Raw genomic sequence first — 17,064 nt, 5'->3', positions numbered from 1 at the left:
ATGCGCACCGTCATGTAGGCCGGATAAGGCGAAGCTGCATCCGGCGTTGAGTGGGGAGGTATCAGTACAGCTCTATGGCGCTGGCCAGCGGCGTCACGCCGAAGCGTTTGCCAAGTGCGATCAGCTCTTCACGCGTAATGGTCTGCTTCATACCGCCCATCGAGTAAATCTTGACCAGAACCTCAGCGGATTTCTCTGCGGTATCGATCAAACCGAACGCTTCGTCGAGGGTGGGTCCACTGCCGAACACGCCGTGGAATGGCCACAGTACCAGCGAGTGTTTCTGCATTTCCTCGGCGGTCGCCTGACCAATTTCATCTGTACCTGGCACCATCCACGGCAGAATGCCAACGCCATCCGGGAACACCACCAGGCACTCGGTGCTGCCTTCCCACAGCTTGCGGGTAATCAGCGCGGTGTTGTTTTCCAGCACGTAGGTCAGAGCGATCAGGTTGGTGGCATGGCAGTGCATGATCACGCGGTCTTTACCGTTCGTCGCTTTAATGCGTTCGCAGTGAGAGAGGAAGTGAGCCGGCAGTTCAGAGGTCGGTACAGCCTCGTGATTCAGGCCCCAGAGGATGTGGTAGCCCGCACCGTCGCTGTCGATTTTCACCACGCCCAAATTGGCTGCTGGATCGAGCTGGACGTTGCGGAAAAATTTCCCCGAACCGGTGACGATAAACGGCGTATTCGCCAGTAGCGGCATCGGCTGACTCAGCGCGATATAGCGTGGTTTTTCGTGGAAATCGGCGCTAAATGGCGCGATATCTGCTTCATCAAGACGCAGCGTCAGGTTACCGCCGTTACGCTCGTCCCAGCCTTTCAGCCACGCATCAGAAGTGGCTTTGATCATCCCCTGGACGAACCAGGAAGTAGTAATGTTTTGCATGTTCGGTGTTCCTGTTTATTGCCCGAACGTTATCGGGTCTTACGTAGGCCGGATAAGCGAAGCACCATCCGGCAATCGTGTTTCATTCATTGCCGGATGGCGACGCGGGGCGTCTTATCCGGCCTACAAGCCTGGTGTCACGGTTAGCTACGTTTGCTCAAAATCTCTTTTTCATAAGTGCGCACGCTGTCCAGCCACTGGCTGCCCGCTGGCGTGTCGTGACGCTGGCAATACATCTCCCAGACGGCCTGCCACGGCAGCGATTTTTGCTCTTCCAGCAGGGCCAGGCGTGCGGTGTAGTCGCCGCTGGCTTCGAGCTGGCGCAGTTGCTCGGTCGGTTCTAACAGCGCGCGCAGCAGGGCTTTTTTCATATTGCGGGTACCGATCACCCACGCGGCGATGCGGTTAATGGAGGCGTCGAAGAAGTCGAGGCCGATGTGTACGCGGTCAAACAGGTTGTGGCGCACGATCTCGCTGGCAATCGCCTGCGTTTCATCATCCAGCAGCACCACGTGATCGCTGTCCCAACGCACCGGACGGCTGACATGCAGCAGCAGGCGCGGCACGTACAGCATGGCGGCGGAGATTTTGTCGGAAATCACTTCGGTCGGATGGAAGTGACCCGCATCCAGACACAGCGCCGTCTGGCGACTGGTGGCGTAACCCATGTAGAACTCGTTAGAGCCCACGGTGTAGCTTTCCGCACCGATGCCAAACAGCTTGCTTTCGACGGCATCGATATGGTGCGCCGGGTCGAGTTTCTCGCTGATCACTTCGTCCAACGCGTCCAGCAGACGCTGGCGCGGCGCTAAACGATCAACGGTGATGTCTTTCATGCCATCCGGGATCCAGATGTTCATCACTGATGGCGTACCCAACTCCTCGCCAAAATACGCCGAGACGCGACGGCTGGCTTTGCAGTGATCGATCCAGAACTGGCGAATGGTGTCATCGGCGTGGGCCAGCGTGAAACCGTCGGCGCTCAGCGGGTGTGAGAAGCAGGATGGGTTGAAATCCAGTCCTAACTGGTTCGCTTTCGCCCACTCCACCCAGTTTTTAAAGTGCTCAGGTTTGATTTGATCGCGGGCAACCGGCGTATCAGATTCCAGATAGATCGCGTGCAAATTCAGACGTTTTGGACCCGGAATCAGGCTCAGCGCCTGCTCCAGATCGGCCCGCAGTTCGGTGGCGTTACGCGCTTTACCCGGATAGTTACCGGTAGCCTGAATACCGCCAGTGAGCGAACCTTCCGGATTTTCGAAACCGGCGACATCATCGCCCTGCCAGCAGTGCATGGAGATCGGCAGACGATCGAGCTGGCGTAAGGCCGCCTCGACATCAATGCCTACCGCGGCGAAACGCAGTTTTGCCAGTTCCCAGGCTTGTTCAAGTTGAGTGGTCATGCGCAAAGCTCCTTTGTCTGTCGTAGTGATTGAAACTGCGCCTGGTAGCGGGCAATTTCACTTTCAGGATTGGGAATGAAGGTGGTCAGTTCGTAGTTAGCGCGCACCACCTGACGGAACTCATCAACGTTGTTCAGCTCGTCCAGCGTCATCAGCTGGATGCCAATATTGCCGAGCGTGGAGGCCTCAATTGGCCCGGACATCACGCGAATACCGCAGGCATCCGCGCACAACTGGTTCAGTAAGGTGTTCTGGCAGCCGCCACCGACAATGTGCAGTTGGCTAAATGCTGCACCACGCAGTTGTGCCAGCTCTTGCAGGATGTCGGCGTACAGCAACGCCAGGCTGTCGAAGATACAGCGCGCCAGTTCGGCGTTTTGCAGGGGTACGGGTTGGCCTGATTCACGGCATGCTGCCTGAATTTCTGCACTCATATCGTCGGGGTTGATAAAGCGATCGTCGTTCGGGTTTATCAGGAACTGGCAGGCCGGCAGTGCTTGCGTTTGGCTGATAAGCGTTGGCAGATCGGAAATCTGGCGCTCTTTTAATACGCGCTGGAGCAGCCACAGCCCCATAATATTTTTCAGGACACGGTAGCGCCCTTCCGCGCCGCCTTCGTTGGTGATATTCGCCGCCAGTGCCGCATCGTTGGTATACGGCGTTCTGCTCTCAAAGCCCATCAGCGACCAGGTCCCGGAAGAGAGATAGGCGCTGTTTTTGTCGGCCAGCGGAGAAGCAATGACCGCGCTGGCCGTGTCGTGACTGGCGACGGCTACGACCGGAATTTGATTTTTCTGCGGGCAAATCCAGTGACCAATTACGTTCCCCGGATGTGTCGGACGACCAAACCAGGCTTTGTCTGCTCCGGTCCACGCCAGCAGAGTGTCATCCCAGTCGTCGGTATTGATATTGACTAACTGGGTGGTGGTGGCATTGGTGTATTCCCAGTTCATTTTGCCGGTCAGGCGAAAGCTGAAGTAGTCGGGGATCAGCAGGGCATGGGCCACCTGCGGGAGCAGTTCTGGCTGTTGTTCAACCAGCGCACGCAACTGATACAGGGTGTTAAAGGGCAGAAACTGAATGCCGCTACGGCGGTAAATTTCACCTTTACCCGGCAGCGCCATCGCTTGCGCCATAATGCCGGTCGTGCGGCTATCACGGTAAGAGACCGGCAGACCGACACGTTGACCGACGTTATCGATCAGCACGTAATCCACGCCCCAGGTATCAATGCCGATGCTGTCTATCCGAATGCCTTCATCGCAGACTTTTTTCAGGCCAAGACGAATATCGTTTTCCAGGCTGTCGATGTCCCAGGTGTCAAAACCGTCTGTTTTTTGCAGGCAGTTCACGAAGCGGTGGATTTCACGCAGCGTCAGGGTGCGGTGTTCACTGTCGTAACGCGCCAGCATTACGCGCCCACTGGATGCGCCGAGATCGACTGCGACACAATGGCGAAAAGTCATAGCGAGGTCCTTCTGAGTTTTATTGCACTCAGTCTAAGAACCCCAGATAACGCGTACCTTCTTGACAGTGACAGCCACAATTAGCGGCTGGCAACATGGCAAAGGTGAACGTGATGCTGTTCACAATTTCTATTAATAGGGTCGGTTTTAGCGGATGTGACGTCTTCCGCAATTCCCGATCTTTCCCGCCATTTCTTGAAGAATTGACCGTGTTTACGCACTTTGGCGTCAAAAATTTAAGGTGAGGGTGATAACCCTTAATTACTATTCAGCCATGTTCATTTGATCGGGAAGGATGTCATCATGACGATATTGCATTGCGTGGATTTTTTTCCGACAGGTAAAGCGCCAGTGGCTATTGAACCGCGGCTTCCTCAACCTGCGTTTCCAGAACATCATCATGATTTTCATGAAATTGTGGTGGTCGAACATGGAACGGGGATCCATGTGTTCAACGGACAGCCTTACACCATCAGCGGCGGTACGGTGTGTTTCGTTCGCGATCATGACCGGCATTTATATGAACATACTGACAATCTGTGCCTGACCAATGTGTTGTATCGCTCCCCGGATGCGTTTCAATTTCTGGCTGGGCTGAATCAGCTTTTACCTCAGGAACAGAATGGGCAGTATCCTTCGCACTGGCGGGTGAATCAGGGTGTGTTGCAGCAGGTTCGACAACTGGTGGGGCAGATGGAAGCGCTCGGTGAGGGGATGGATACACCAACGGCGGCAAATCGCGAGATCCTGTTTATGCAGTTGCTGGTGCTGCTGCGTAAAAGCAGCCTGATGGAAGCAGCGACCGATAACGACGCGCGGCTTAACCTCCTGATGGCGTGGCTGGAAGATAACTTTGCCGACGAGGTATGTTGGGAGGCGCTGGCCGAGAAGTTTTCCCTCTCTTTGCGTACTCTGCATCGCCAGCTCAAACAGCAAACCGGATTGACGCCGCAGCGCTACCTTAACCGCTTGCGGCTGATCAAGGCTCGGCATCTGCTTCGTCACAGTGATGATAGCGTGACAGACATCGCTTATCTCTGCGGATTCGGCGACAGTAACCACTTTTCGACGCTTTTTCGCCGTGAGTTCAAGTGGTCGCCACGCGATATTCGCCAGGGGCGCGATCTCGTTGTGGCAAGCAGCCTCCAGTAACGCGAAAGCTATCAACGTTTTTTATCGCCGAATCTCAGATAATCATGTTCCTTAACGCCGGATGGCGGCTACGCCTTATCCGGCCTACAGATTACGTGACACGTAGCGGCCACCCGGCAGGGAATATTGTGATGGCGAACCATCTGGTCCTTCTGAAATCAGACTTTTTTGCGCATGAACAGCAGGCTGTCGCCGTAGCCGATCGTTATCCGCAGGATGTCTTTGCTGAGCATACCCATGAGTTTTGCGAGCTGGTTCTGGTCTGGCGCGGTAATGGCCTGCATGTCCTTAACGATCGCCCGTACCGGATAACCCGTGGCGATCTGTTTTACATTCGCGCCGAAGATAAACACTCCTACACTTCCGTTAACGACCTTGTGCTACAAAATATCATCTACTGCCCGGAGCGGTTGACGCTGAATGTTGACTGGCAAGGGGCGATCCCCGGATTTGATGGTGCGCCGAGGCACCCGCACTGGCGACTCGGTAGCGTTGGCATGAGCCAGGTCAGACAGGTGATAAGCCAGCTTGAGCATGAAAGTAATCAACGTGATGCGCAGGCTTTTACCATGGCTGAGCTGCTGTTCGGGCAACTGGTGACCCACCTTAAGCGGCATCGTTATGCCACGGATACGCTCCCGGCAACGTCGAGCGAAACGCTGCTGGATAAACTGATCACCGCGTTAGCCGGTAGCCATGAGCATGCGTTCGAACTGAATAAGTTTTGCGAGCGCGAACGGTGCAGCGAGCGCGTTTTGCGCCAGCAGTTTCGCAGCCAGACCGGCATGACCATCAACCAGTATCTCCGCCAGGTACGGGTTTGCCATGCGCAGTATCTGCTCAAACATAGTCGGTTGATGATTAGTGAGATTTCCATGCGCTGCGGCTTTGAGGACAGTAACTACTTTTCGGTGGTGTTCACGCGGGAAACCGGGATGACGCCCAGCCAGTGGCGTCATCTCAGCAACCAACATGATTAACTGGCCATTCCCAGACCCACAATGTTTGCCGCGACAATGATCACCACGCAGCCAAGGCTTAGCACACTGACCGGACGGCGACCCGCGTTTTTCCACTCTTTCAGCACCAGCCCGACAATCCCGCCGCACAGAACATAGAAGCTCATGTGCAGCATCCAGCTTACATAATCATATTGAGCCGGAATACGCGCGTGGCCCCAGGCGTAGAAGAAGAATTGCAAATACCACATCAGGCCACCAAGCGCAGACAGCAGCACGTTGGTGATAATCAGTGGCTTGGCTAACGAGAAGTCGGCTTTTATCGACAAGTTTTTCACTTTTGCCAGACGAATGAAGCAAAAGCCCAGGTTGACTAACGCGCCGCCGCCCATGATAACCACGTAGCTGGGCAGGGCGACATACAATGGATCGACACCCAGCGCGGCGGCGGCATCGTGCATTGGTTTAGCGGCGTTCATCGCAAATGACATCCCGGCGGAGAAAATGCCGCACATGACCGCCAGAACCAGCCCTTTTTTCAGGTTGAACTCTTCCGCTTTGATGCCCATTTTGCGTTCTTTTAACTGACCGGCCCGAGTCACAATACCGACGCCAATCAGCGCGACCAGTACGCCAAGCAGCGTCATGCGTCCGCCGGAAGTATTGATCAGCACATCAAAGTTGCCGTTGATAATTGGGGTCATCAGCGTGCCGACAATCAACGTAATCCCAATCGCAATGCCGATCCCCATCGACATACCGAGATAGCGCATGGTCAGACCATAGTTGATATTGCCAATCCCCCACATCGCGCCGAACAGAAACACCGGCGCCAGCGTAGAGAGGCTGAAAGAACTGAAGTAGGCCCAGAAATTGGGAAGCAACATGGCGCTAATGGTCCATGGCAGGATAAGCCAAGAGACGATCCCGCCAACCGACCACATCGTTTCCCATGACCAATGTTTGACTTGTTTGAACGGGGCATAGAAACAGGCGGCACTGGCTGCGCCTATCAAATGCCAAAAGATACCCATCGTAATCGCGTTACTCATGACTTAATCCTCGTTATTTTTTATCGTCGGTAATGACCCCTCCGACCAAACGAGTTTAAAAATTACGCAGGGTGTTAACCTTTTAACGATTGCCGCCATTTTGCGCATGTTGGCAATCATCACGTTAACTGGGTGATTCGGTTCACATCTTTAGCAATCAACATGCGCTATTAAAACCTTGTAAAAAGTACGGCATTGATAATCATTTTCAATATCATTTAATTAACTATAATGACCCAACTGCTTACGCGGCGTTAACACAGGCCGCCCGACAATACTGGAGATGATTATGAGTTATACACTGCCATCCCTGCCGTACGCTTATGATGCCCTTGAACCGCACTTCGATAAGCAGACGATGGAAATCCACCATACCAAACACCACCAGGCTTACGTAAACAACGCGAACGCTGCGCTGGAAAGCCTGCCAGAATTCGCCAGCCTGTCCGCTGAAGAGCTGATCACCAAACTGGATCAACTGCCAGCAGACAAGAAAACCGTACTGCGTAACAACGCGGGCGGTCACGCTAACCACAGCCTGTTCTGGAAAGGCCTGAAAACCGGTACTACGCTGCAGGGTGACCTGAAAGCGGCTATCGAACGTGACTTTGGCTCCGTTGACAACTTCAAAGCTGAATTTGAAAAAGCAGCGGCAACCCGCTTTGGCTCCGGCTGGGCGTGGCTGGTGCTGAAAGGTGACAAACTGGCTGTTGTTTCCACCGCCAACCAGGATTCCCCGCTGATGGGTGAAGCTATCTCTGGCGCTTCCGGTTTCCCAATCGTGGGCCTGGATGTTTGGGAACACGCTTACTACCTGAAATTCCAGAACCGTCGCCCAGACTACATCAAAGAGTTCTGGAACGTCGTGAACTGGGACGAAGCTGCCGCACGTTTCGCAGCAAAAAAATAAGTTCTACGCTTTAACGAAGCCCTGCAAGCGATGCTTGTGGGGTTTTTTTGTGATCAAACTCAATATAAAAACAATGATCCACTTAAATTGAAACAAGGTTTTATTATGCGAGTGGGATCACTTTTATAGTCTCTATGAATGTCTATCTTCTTTTCATCAAGACGGGCGCATCTCAAAGCAAGATGCAATCGCCCATAAAAATTGCCCCATTTTTATGTCTACAGGTGATGGAAATGCAGATCAAACGTACGATAGAGAAAATCCCAGGCGGTATGATGCTGGTGCCGCTTTTCCTGGGCGCGTTGTGTCACACCTTTTCCCCCGGCGCCGGGAAATACTTCGGCTCCTTTACCAACGGTATGATCACCGGTACGGTACCTATCCTGGCGGTCTGGTTCTTTTGCATGGGGGCGTCGATCAAGCTAAGCGCCACCGGCACCGTGCTGCGTAAATCAGGTACGTTAGTCATAACCAAGATTCTGGTGGCGTGGGTGGTTGCAGCGATTGCCTCACGCATTCTGCCGGAACATGGCGTAGAGGTCGGATTCTTCGCTGGGTTGTCTACGCTGGCGCTGGTGGCCGCCATGGATATGACCAACGGCGGGTTGTATGCCTCGATTATGCAGCAGTACGGCACCAAAGAAGAGGCTGGGGCGTTTGTCCTGATGTCGCTGGAGTCTGGCCCGCTGATGACCATGGTGATTCTGGGAACTGCCGGGATCGCGTCGTTTGAACCGCACGTATTTGTTGGCGCAGTATTGCCGTTCCTGATTGGTTTTGCGCTGGGTAATCTGGATCCTGAGCTGCGGGAATTCTTCAGTAAGGCCGTGCAGACGCTGATCCCGTTCTTTGCCTTCGCATTAGGTAACACCATTGATTTGAGCGTGATTGCTCAGACCGGCGTGCTGGGTATTCTGCTGGGCGTGGCAGTGATTATCATCACTGGTATTCCATTGATTATCGCCGATAAACTGATTGGTGGTGGCGATGGTACGGCGGGGATTGCGGCTTCCAGTTCTGCGGGGGCAGCGGTTGCTACGCCTGTGCTGATTGCTGAAATGGTTCCGGCATTTAAACCGATGGCACCGGCAGCAACTTCCCTGGTCGCCACGTCGGTGATTGTGACCTCCATTCTGGTGCCGATTATCACGTCTATCTGGTCGAAAAGGGCCAAAGCAAGGGCGGCAGAAATTGATCTTCGTGGCACCGTGAAGTAAGTCTCTTAAGCCGGATGGTCTGCACCATCCGGCTTAGTTATTTACCCTTTGACGACAAACACCTCATCGATTGTTCTACACTCACTCTCGTTCAACTCTCCACCGGCATTACGTGACACGCCGGAGCAATAGCCAAACTTACGCGATACCACGGTTTTGATGGTGGTGACAAAATCTTCGCCGATGGCATAGATGGACATATAGGTGCCAATCTGGTCCTGAATATCGCGAAGCGCTGCCAGGTCGCCCTGTTTAAACGCTTCCCGCGCGCTGACAAACAGTTCCGGCATGACGTTGTTCAACCCTGAAATAATCCCTGCGCCACCTGCCAACAGGTTGGGAATATAGTATTCGTCGTAGCCGGACAGCACGGCAAAATCCTCCCGCACGGCGCGGGTGGTCTGAATCATACTGCGAGTATGAGACTGGCAGTCGACGGTGTCTTTGATACCAGCGAAATTCGGGAACTCAGCGGCGAGGGAGGCAACCAGCTCGGGGGTTAAATCGCAGCCGGTGCGTGCCGGGAAGTTATAGGCAAACCATTTGCCGCTGAGTTTCTGCCCCAACTGACGGAAGTAGCTCAGCAGCTGTTTCGCCGTTTGTCCGTAGTAGTAGGGCGGCAGGATCATCACGGCATCGTAACCTGAGCGATACGCTTCCTGCGCCATCAACAATACATCATTCTGGCAGGTGGATGAGACGTTGGCGACCATCTTCAGCGAGCTCATGGCGCGGGCCTCGCGGATCAGCAGCAGCCTTTCTTCGAGCGTAAAGGAAGCAAATTCCCCGATGCTACCCATCAGCAAAATCACGTCGATTTTGGCCTCGGTAAGGCGTTTGAGATGCTGGCTTAGACCGTTGAGATCGATCTTACCGTCATTGTCCATTGGCGTAATGGAAGGACACCAGACGCCAGCAAATTGCGATTGACCAGTCACGTTGTCGACTCCTTATTTGAAATGATGTTTCAAAACCAGCTTACATTGATAGCATGTGTCCCTAAGTTTCATGTGAACCGTGCTCTCATTTTGAGCGACTGGGGTAAAATAAATGTGGTGTAATGGGGGAAATTTATCGGGAGAGGGAACAGATGCGATATCCGGTCGATGTTTTTACGGGCAAAGTTCGGGACTACACGGGAAGCCGTCCCAGCGCGATTGCTAAAGTCCAGATTGACGGTGAGCTGATGCTGACCGAACTGGGGCTGACAGGAGATGAACAGGCGGAAGCGAAAATTCATGGCGGGCCGGATCGCGCGCTGTGTCACTATCCACGTGAACACTATCAGCACTGGAGACAAGCGTTTCCGGAGCAGGCGGAGCTATTTGTCGCGCCCGCGTTTGGTGAGAACCTCTCTACTGAGGGGCTGACTGAAGAGAATGTGTATATTGGCGATATTTTCCAGTGGGGAGAAGCGTTGATTCAGGTCACGCAGCCGCGCTCGCCGTGCTTTAAGTTGAATTTCCATTTTGGCATCAGCGATATGGCCTGCCAGATGCAGGATGCAGGTAAGACGGGCTGGCTGTGCAGCGTCATCGCGGCAGGGCTGGTATCTGCAGACGCGCCGTTGATCCTGGCGTCACGCGTGAGCGACGTCAGCGTGCGGGAGGCAATTGCTATCGCCTGGCATATGCCGTTTGATGATTCGCAATATCACCGTTTACTGTCGGCTGCCGGGTTATCAAAAAGTTGGACCAGAACGATGCAAAAGCGTCGTTTAAGCGGCAAGATCGAAGACAATTCCCGCCGTTTGTGGGGGAAATAATTCCCCCTGTCCGTGGAGGCCGGATGAGGCATTACGCCGCCATCCGGCAACACAGAGAGACTCAGGAACGCTTATACAACGGTAACCAAATTACCAGCCGTAAACCACCCAGCGGGCTGTCTTCGGCCTTCACCCAGCCACGATGCTGCTGGATTGCGGTTTCAACAATCGCCAGACCCAGACCTGTTCCGCCAGACTCGCGATCGCGCGCCTCATCGGTACGATAAAACGGACGGAAAATCTGTTCTCTGTCTTCAGGGCTTACACCTGGGCCATCGTCGTCCACGGTGATGGTAATCCCGTCGATATCCACCGCGAAGCCAACTTCAATCTTCGTATGTGAATAGCGCAGGGCATTGCGCACAATGTTTTCCAGCGCACTTTCCAACGCATTTGGGTTACCGTACAGCGGCCACGGACCCGGCGGGAAATTCACCGTGAGCGATTTACCCATCTGCTCAGCTTCAAAGGCGGCGTTATCCAGCACTTCGCCCCACAGCTGATTAGCTTTCACCGTTTCACTGACCAGCGCGTTTTTCTGCTGATTACGTGACATCACCAGCAGGTCGTTGATCATGCTGTCTAGTCGGTGTGCTTCTGTTTCAATGCGCTCCAGCTCTTTGCTCTCACCGCTACGACGGCGCAGCAGAGCGGTACCCAGTTGCAGACGCGTTAGCGGTGTTCTCAGCTCGTGAGAGATGTCCGACAGCAGACGTTGCTGCGTGGTCATCATCCGTTCCAGCGCCGTCACCATCTGGTTAAAGCTGGCACCTGCCGCCAGAAACTCCTGCGGACCGGCTTCCAGCTCCGGATGTTGACGCAGGTTGCCCTGGGCCACTTCATCCGCAGCGTTTTTCAACTTACGCGCTGGTTTCGCCAGACTCCAGGCAAGCCAGAGCAATAGCGGAGAGCTGACTAACATGGTGACGATCAGCAATAACAGCGGTCGGTCAAACAGCAGGTTGATAAAGTCAGATTGTGAGCTGCTGGCTGGTCGAATGAGATACAGCTGGTAGTTATCTTCACCGTCTCTGACGGAGAAAGGCCCGACCATCTCAACGCGACCGTATTTTTTCTTTTGCGGATGGTCTGCGTTATCGGCCTGACCAATAAAGTTACGAATGATCTGCATTTCATTGCGTTCTGCGCCGATCACGCGTCCTTCCGTCGTAACAAGTAATAACCGCTGTCCTGGCGGCGCCCACTTGTCTATCGCCCGAAACAAGCGACGCCACCACATCAAATCGTTGGGTGGATCGTTCGCCAGTTCAGCTTCAACGTGTTGCTCAATCATTAACCCCTGGCGCTGCTCGCTGTCCAGTAGCTCGGTCATCTGGCGTGAGTCGAGCTTGGGTAACATCAGTACCAACATCAACACCAGTGCCAGCGTCAACCAGAAGATGGCAAAGATGCGCGCGGTTAAGCTCCCTATCATGAAGCGGAAACCATCAGGTAGCCGCGACCACGCAGGGTTTTAAACCACGGGTGTCCGTCTTTACGCTCTGGCAGCTTACGACGCAGGTTCGAGATATGCATATCGATAGCGCGATCGAAAGGCGTCAGGCGTTTACCCAGCACTTCCTGGCTCAGGTGCTCACGCGAAACCACCTGACCGAGATGCTGTGCCAGCAAATAAAGCAGGGTGAATTCGGTGCCGGTTAACTCCAGGATTTGCCCGTCAAAGCTGGCTTCCTGGCGACCCGGATTAAGGCTTAACGCATCTACTTCCAGAGTCGGCGAGCCGTTATCGCTGTTCTGCTGCTGTTCGCTCCAGTGTGAGCGACGCAGAATAGCGCGGATGCGCGCGACCAGTTCACGGTCGTTAAACGGTTTGGGTAAATAGTCGTCCGCGCCCAGCTCAAGGCCAAGTACGCGATCCAATTCGCTGCCGCGAGCGGTCAGCATGATTACGGGTGTCTGGTGTGTCTGACGAAGTGCTTTCAGCGTATCAATGCCGTTTTTCTTCGGCATCATGACGTCGAGCAAAAGTAAATCGATGCTGTCATCCAGAAGCTCAAGCGCCTGTTCCCCATCATAGGCAACCAGCACATCGAAACCTTCCATTTCGAGCAACTCCTTTAACAGGGAAGTCAGCTCTCGGTCATCATCAACTAACAGGATTTTATTCATTGTTTACGTACCTCCGAGGCAGAAATTACGTCATCAGGCGTCGCTAATCTATGACTTTACGTTGTTTTACACCCCCTGACGCATGTTTGCAGCCCGAATCGTAAACTGTCTCTCGTTGAATCGCGACAGAAAAGATTTTGGGAGCAAGTGATGGGCAAAGTTAGCGCTGCCGTCATGGCCTCAACGCTGGCACTCAGTACATTTAGCCATGCAGCTGAAGTCGTCACAGGCGATCACTGGCACCTGGGTGAAGGCTCATCGCAACGTAGCGTTCAGAGCCACATGTTTGACGGTATCAGTTTAACCGAACATCAACGTCAACAGATGCGAGATTTAATGCAGCAGGCAAGACACGAACAGCCTCCTGTTAATGTTAGCGAAATGGAGACAATGCATCGCCTTGTCACCGCAGAGAAATTTGATGAAAGCGCAGTGCGCGCTCAGGCAGAAAGAATGGCGCAAGAACAGGTTGCCCGCCAGGTTGAAATAGCCAGGATCCGCAACCAGATGTATCGCCTGTTAACGCCCGAGCAGCAAGCGGTTTTAAATGAGAAACATGAACAACGAATGGAGCAACTGCGCGACGTAGCGCACTGGAAAAAAAGCTCATCGTTGAATTTATTGAGTAGTAGCAACTCACGTTCCCAGTAGTAACCCTGTTTTCCTTGCCATAGACACCATCCCTGTCTTCCCCCACATGATGTGGGGGTTTTTTTTGCCCAAAATTTGTCGCTCGGTTATTGCCTGACTGTTTTACTTCATCCGTTATACTAGCGGCATATTCTGGCTGGAGTGTTTATGAATCATACCTATGGGCGGCTGGTGAGCCGGGCGGCAATCGCGGCGACCGTAATGGCATCACTGTTACTTTTGATCAAAATTTTCGCGTGGTGGTACACCGGATCGGTCAGTATTCTGGCTGCACTGGTGGATTCTCTGGTGGACATCGCGGCGTCGTTAACCAACCTGTTGGTGGTGCGCTATTCGCTGCAACCGGCCGATGATGAACATACGTTCGGACACGGAAAAGCGGAATCACTGGCGGCGCTGGCGCAAAGCATGTTTATTTCCGGTTCGGCGCTGTTTTTATTCCTGACCGGGATTCAGCATCTCATCCAACCGACGCCGATGAAAGATCCCGGCGTTGGGGTGGTTGTCACCATCATTGCGTTAGTGTGTACAATCATTCTGGTCTCGTTTCAGCGCTGGGTAGTGAAGCGTACGCAAAGTCAGGCCGTTCGGGCAGATATGCTTCATTATCAGTCTGATGTTATGATGAACGGTGCGATTCTCATTGCGCTCGGGCTGGCATGGTACGGCTGGCATCGTGCGGATGCCTTGTTTGCGCTCGGGATTGGCATCTATATTTTATATAGCGCATTACGCATGGGGTATGAGGCAGTGCAATCTTTGCTGGATCGCGCTTTACCCGATGAGGAACGTCAGGAAATTATTGATATCGTGACGTCATGGCCTGGGGTCAGCGGCGCTCACGATCTTCGCACGCGGCAGTCAGGGCCGACCCGCTTTATTCAGATTCATTTGGAAATGGAAGATAATCTGCCGCTCGTTCAGGCGCATTTAGTGGCTGAACAGGTTGAGCAGGCAATTTTACGGCGTTTCCCGGGATCGGATGTCATCATTCATCAGGATCCCTGTTCAGTCGTACCCAAGGAAGGCAAGGTGTTTGAGCTTTCATAATTCGTTGTAAAAAGTGAACCGGGCCAGCATTTTGTGTATAAATTACCACCATTTGGCCTGACCTGAATCAATTCAGCAGGAAGTGATTGTTATACTATCTGCATATTCGTTGGATCGTTTCGATATGCGGAATCGACTTCCGGCAGCAGATTTCATTTTGCATTCCAAAGTTCAGAGGTAGTCATGATTAAGAAAATCGGTGTGTTGACAAGCGGCGGTGATGCGCCGGGCATGAACGCAGCAATCCGTGGTGTTGTACGTGCAGCGTTGACGGAAGGGCTGGAAGTCATGGGGATCCATGATGGCTACCTGGGTTTGTATGAAGACCGTATGGTCCAGCTTGACCGCTACAGCGTATCCGACATGATCAACCGCGGCGGTACTTTCCTCGGTTCAGCTCGCTTCCCGGAATTCCGCGACGAAAACGTGCGTGCGGTGGCTATCGAAAACCTGAAAAAGCGTGGCATTGATGCGCTGGTTGTTATCGGCGGTGACGGTTCTTACATGGGTGCAAAACGCCTGACTGAAATGGGCTTCCCATGCATCGGTCTGCCGGGCACTATCGACAACGATATCAAGGGCACCGACTACACCATCGGTTACTTCACCGCTCTGGGTACTGTAGTAGAAGCGATTGACCGTCTGCGTGATACCTCTTCTTCTCACCAGCGTATTTCCATCGTTGAAGTGATGGGCCGCTACTGTGGCGATCTGACCCTGGCGGCTGCAATTGCCGGTGGTTGTGAGTTCGTAGTGGTTCCGGAAGTGGAATTCAGTCGCGACGATTTGGTTGCTGAAATCAAAGCGGGCATCGCGAAAGGTAAAAAACACGCAATTGTAGCGATCACTGAACACATGTGTGACGTTGACGAACTGGCGCATTACATCGAGAAGGAAACGGGCCGCGAAACGCGTTCGACCGTGCTGGGTCACATTCAGCGTGGTGGTTCCCCGGTTCCTTACGATCGTATTCTGGCATCCCGTATGGGCGCATATGCTATTGAACTGCTGCTGGCAGGTCATGGCGGCCGCTGTGTCGGTATTCAGAACGAGCAACTGGTTCACCACGATATCATCGATGCTATCGAGAACATGAAGCGTCCGTTCAAAGGTGACTGGCTGGACTGCGCGAAAAAACTGTACTGATTGTTTTTTGTTGCCCGGTGGCGCTTCGCTTACCGGGCCTACAGCGTGTACTCTTGTAGGCCGGATAAGGCGTAAGTCGTCATCCGGCACAACCTTCCTCATTTATTCCCCGAAGTTATAGCAAATCTTTTTTTATTCTTTAATGTTTGGATGCCTTTCTGGCACGCTTTGCTCATCACAACATCACATAAGAGAGCTGGGCGATGAACAAATGGGGCGTAGGGTTAACATTATTGCTGGCATCAACCAGCGTTCTGGCAAAGGATATTCAGTTACTTAACGTATCGTACGATCCAACACGTGAACTGTACGAGCAGTACAATAAAGCCTTCAGCGCGCACTGGAAGCAGGAAACGGGCGATAACGTCGTGATCCGCCAGTCGCACGGCGGCTCTGGTAAACAGGCGACCTCTGTCATCAACGGTATTGAAGCCGATGTGGTGACGTTGGCACTGGCATATGACGTGGATGCCATTGCTGAACGTGGTCGAATTGATAAAAACTGGATTAAGCGCTTGCCGGATAACTCTGCGCCTTACACCTCCACCATCGTGTTCCTGGTCCGCAAAGGCAACCCCAAACAAATTCATGACTGGAACGATTTGATCAAACCCGGCGTGTCAGTGATTACACCAAACCCGAAAAGCTCAGGCGGCGCACGCTGGAACTATCTGGCGGCATGGGGCTATGCCCTGCACCACAACAACAACGATCAGGCCAAAGCGCAGGACTTCGTCAAGGCCCTGTATAAAAACGTTGAAGTGCTGGATTCCGGTGCGCGTGGTTCAACCAATACTTTCGTTGAGCGTGGTATCGGTGATGTGCTGATCGCCTGGGAAAACGAAGCGCTGCTGGCAACGAACGAGCTGGGTAAAGACAAATTCGAGATAGTGACGCCGAGTGAATCTATTCTCGCGGAGCCGACCGTTTCCGTGGTCGATAAAGTGGTGGAAAAGAAAGACACCAAAGCGGTGGCGGAAGCTTACCTGAAGTATCTCTACTCTCCGGAAGGCCAGGAAATTGCAGCGAAAAACTACTATCGTCCACGTGATACAGACGTTGCGAAGAAATACGAAAATGCATTTCCGAAGCTGAAGCTGTTCACCATCGATGAAGAGTTTGGCGGCTGGACGAAAGCGCAGAAAGAGCACTTCTCTAATGGCGGTACGTTCGACCAGATCAGCAAACGCTAAATAAGTCTGTGATTTACCGACCCGGTGGCCTAACGCGACCGGGTTTTTTATTTGTCATGGTTTTGCGTTACTCTTGCCCTT

At 53.2% G+C, this 17,064-nt stretch carries 16 protein-coding genes; 9 read left to right on the top strand and 7 right to left on the bottom strand.

Annotated features, from left to right (window positions below; translation table 11 throughout):
- Positions 1 to 61 precede the first annotated feature (61 nt).
- The 3 genes from rhaD to rhaB form a co-directional block, all read right to left on the bottom strand.
- Positions 62 to 889, bottom strand: a complete 828-nt coding sequence (rhaD, locus tag SK34_RS22395) for a rhamnulose-1-phosphate aldolase (protein WP_044701834.1) — start codon at positions 887 to 889, stop codon at positions 62 to 64.
- A 143-nt stretch (positions 890 to 1,032) separates the two neighbouring features.
- Positions 1,033 to 2,292, bottom strand: coding sequence for an L-rhamnose isomerase (gene rhaA, locus SK34_RS22390; protein WP_048234207.1), 1,260 nt, complete (start codon positions 2,290 to 2,292; stop codon positions 1,033 to 1,035).
- The gene (gene rhaB / locus SK34_RS22385; RefSeq protein ID WP_048234206.1) at positions 2,289 to 3,758 is read right to left on the bottom strand and encodes a rhamnulokinase; all 1,470 of its coding nucleotides are present in this window, start codon (positions 3,756 to 3,758) and stop codon (positions 2,289 to 2,291) included. The genes rhaA and rhaB overlap by 4 nt, the downstream gene beginning before the upstream one ends.
- A gap of 303 nt (positions 3,759 to 4,061) precedes the next feature.
- On the opposite strand from rhaB, the gene rhaS reads away from it, so the two are divergent.
- Positions 4,062 to 4,910 carry an HTH-type transcriptional activator RhaS gene (rhaS, locus tag SK34_RS22380; protein ID WP_003840473.1) on the top strand — a complete coding sequence of 283 codons (849 nt, stop codon included), beginning with the start codon at positions 4,062 to 4,064 and terminating at the stop codon, positions 4,908 to 4,910.
- A 131-nt stretch (positions 4,911 to 5,041) separates the two neighbouring features.
- Positions 5,042 to 5,890, top strand: coding sequence for an HTH-type transcriptional activator RhaR (rhaR, locus tag SK34_RS22375; RefSeq protein ID WP_003847872.1), 849 nt, complete (start codon positions 5,042 to 5,044; stop codon positions 5,888 to 5,890).
- On the opposite strand, the gene rhaT is transcribed toward rhaR, so the two are convergent.
- Positions 5,887 to 6,921, bottom strand: coding sequence for an L-rhamnose/proton symporter RhaT (gene rhaT, locus SK34_RS22370; RefSeq protein ID WP_003840477.1), 1,035 nt, complete (start codon positions 6,919 to 6,921; stop codon positions 5,887 to 5,889). The two genes, rhaR and rhaT, sit on opposite strands and share 4 nt — an antisense overlap.
- A gap of 289 nt (positions 6,922 to 7,210) precedes the next feature.
- Between rhaT and sodA the strand changes: the two genes are divergently transcribed.
- Together sodA and kdgT are read left to right on the top strand one after the other, a co-directional pair.
- Entirely contained in the window at positions 7,211 to 7,831 is a 621-nt protein-coding gene (gene sodA, locus SK34_RS22365) for a superoxide dismutase [Mn] (protein WP_003840480.1), read from the top strand.
- A 233-nt stretch (positions 7,832 to 8,064) separates the two neighbouring features.
- Positions 8,065 to 9,048 carry a 2-keto-3-deoxygluconate transporter gene (gene kdgT / locus SK34_RS22360; RefSeq protein WP_003028743.1) on the top strand — a complete coding sequence of 328 codons (984 nt, stop codon included), beginning with the start codon at positions 8,065 to 8,067 and terminating at the stop codon, positions 9,046 to 9,048.
- 41 nt (positions 9,049 to 9,089) lie between these two features.
- On the opposite strand, the gene SK34_RS22355 is transcribed toward kdgT, so the two are convergent.
- Positions 9,090 to 9,986: a dihydrodipicolinate synthase family protein gene (locus tag SK34_RS22355; protein ID WP_048234205.1), complete on the bottom strand. Its 897-nt coding sequence runs from the start codon at positions 9,984 to 9,986 to the stop codon at positions 9,090 to 9,092.
- Positions 9,987 to 10,138: 152 nt separating this feature from the next.
- Between SK34_RS22355 and yiiM the strand changes: the two genes are divergently transcribed.
- Entirely contained in the window at positions 10,139 to 10,813 is a 675-nt protein-coding gene (yiiM, locus tag SK34_RS22350) for a 6-hydroxyaminopurine reductase (RefSeq protein ID WP_046671344.1), read from the top strand.
- Between the two features lie 61 nt (positions 10,814 to 10,874).
- Here yiiM and cpxA read toward each other — a convergent pair whose 3' ends face one another.
- Both cpxA and cpxR read right to left on the bottom strand, forming a co-directional pair.
- Positions 10,875 to 12,248, bottom strand: coding sequence for an envelope stress sensor histidine kinase CpxA (cpxA, locus tag SK34_RS22345; protein ID WP_003840485.1), 1,374 nt, complete (start codon positions 12,246 to 12,248; stop codon positions 10,875 to 10,877).
- Positions 12,245 to 12,943, bottom strand: coding sequence for an envelope stress response regulator transcription factor CpxR (cpxR, locus tag SK34_RS22340; RefSeq protein WP_003028763.1), 699 nt, complete (start codon positions 12,941 to 12,943; stop codon positions 12,245 to 12,247). Before cpxR ends, cpxA begins: the two co-directional genes overlap by 4 nt.
- A gap of 150 nt (positions 12,944 to 13,093) precedes the next feature.
- Here cpxR and cpxP point away from each other — a divergent pair, with 150 nt between their 5' ends.
- The 4 genes from cpxP (at position 13,094) to sbp (ending at position 16,983) form a co-directional block, all read left to right on the top strand.
- Positions 13,094 to 13,594, top strand: a complete 501-nt coding sequence (gene cpxP, locus SK34_RS22335; RefSeq protein WP_003028767.1) for a cell-envelope stress modulator CpxP — start codon at positions 13,094 to 13,096, stop codon at positions 13,592 to 13,594.
- Positions 13,595 to 13,741: 147 nt separating this feature from the next.
- Positions 13,742 to 14,644, top strand: coding sequence for a CDF family cation-efflux transporter FieF (gene fieF / locus SK34_RS22330; RefSeq protein ID WP_003028775.1), 903 nt, complete (start codon positions 13,742 to 13,744; stop codon positions 14,642 to 14,644).
- 183 nt (positions 14,645 to 14,827) lie between these two features.
- A complete protein-coding gene (gene pfkA, locus SK34_RS22325) occupies positions 14,828 to 15,790 on the top strand; it encodes a 6-phosphofructokinase (RefSeq protein ID WP_003028778.1) in 963 nt (320 codons plus the stop codon).
- Between the two features lie 203 nt (positions 15,791 to 15,993).
- The gene (sbp, locus tag SK34_RS22320) at positions 15,994 to 16,983 is read left to right on the top strand and encodes a sulfate/thiosulfate ABC transporter substrate-binding protein Sbp (RefSeq protein ID WP_003840489.1); all 990 of its coding nucleotides are present in this window, start codon (positions 15,994 to 15,996) and stop codon (positions 16,981 to 16,983) included.
- Positions 16,984 to 17,064: the final 81 nt, after the last annotated feature.

This window comes from Citrobacter sp. MGH104 (genome assembly GCF_001034485.1).
GTDB classification, from domain to species: Bacteria; Pseudomonadota; Gammaproteobacteria; order Enterobacterales; family Enterobacteriaceae; genus Citrobacter; species Citrobacter freundii.
The sequence above is the reverse complement of the archived record's forward strand: the minus strand, read 5'-3'. Positions and strand labels throughout refer to the sequence as shown.

Excerpts from the sequence above, each read along its gene's own strand:
- rhaD (WP_044701834.1), bottom strand. The coding sequence starts at position 889 with ATGCAAAACATTACTACTTCCTGGTTCGTCCAGGGGATGATCAAAGCC.
- rhaA (WP_048234207.1), bottom strand. The coding sequence starts at position 2,292 with ATGACCACTCAACTTGAACAAGCCTGGGAACTGGCAAAACTGCGTTTC.
- rhaB (WP_048234206.1), bottom strand. The coding sequence starts at position 3,758 with ATGACTTTTCGCCATTGTGTCGCAGTCGATCTCGGCGCATCCAGTGGG.
- rhaS (WP_003840473.1), top strand. The coding sequence starts at position 4,062 with ATGACGATATTGCATTGCGTGGATTTTTTTCCGACAGGTAAAGCGCCA.
- rhaR (WP_003847872.1), top strand. The coding sequence starts at position 5,042 with ATGGCGAACCATCTGGTCCTTCTGAAATCAGACTTTTTTGCGCATGAA.
- rhaT (WP_003840477.1), bottom strand. The coding sequence starts at position 6,921 with ATGAGTAACGCGATTACGATGGGTATCTTTTGGCATTTGATAGGCGCA.
- sodA (WP_003840480.1), top strand. The coding sequence starts at position 7,211 with ATGAGTTATACACTGCCATCCCTGCCGTACGCTTATGATGCCCTTGAA.
- kdgT (WP_003028743.1), top strand. The coding sequence starts at position 8,065 with ATGCAGATCAAACGTACGATAGAGAAAATCCCAGGCGGTATGATGCTG.
- yiiM (WP_046671344.1), top strand. The coding sequence starts at position 10,139 with ATGCGATATCCGGTCGATGTTTTTACGGGCAAAGTTCGGGACTACACG.
- cpxA (WP_003840485.1), bottom strand. The coding sequence starts at position 12,248 with ATGATAGGGAGCTTAACCGCGCGCATCTTTGCCATCTTCTGGTTGACG.
- cpxR (WP_003028763.1), bottom strand. The coding sequence starts at position 12,943 with ATGAATAAAATCCTGTTAGTTGATGATGACCGAGAGCTGACTTCCCTG.
- cpxP (WP_003028767.1), top strand. The coding sequence starts at position 13,094 with ATGGGCAAAGTTAGCGCTGCCGTCATGGCCTCAACGCTGGCACTCAGT.
- fieF (WP_003028775.1), top strand. The coding sequence starts at position 13,742 with ATGAATCATACCTATGGGCGGCTGGTGAGCCGGGCGGCAATCGCGGCG.
- pfkA (WP_003028778.1), top strand. The coding sequence starts at position 14,828 with ATGATTAAGAAAATCGGTGTGTTGACAAGCGGCGGTGATGCGCCGGGC.
- sbp (WP_003840489.1), top strand. The coding sequence starts at position 15,994 with ATGAACAAATGGGGCGTAGGGTTAACATTATTGCTGGCATCAACCAGC.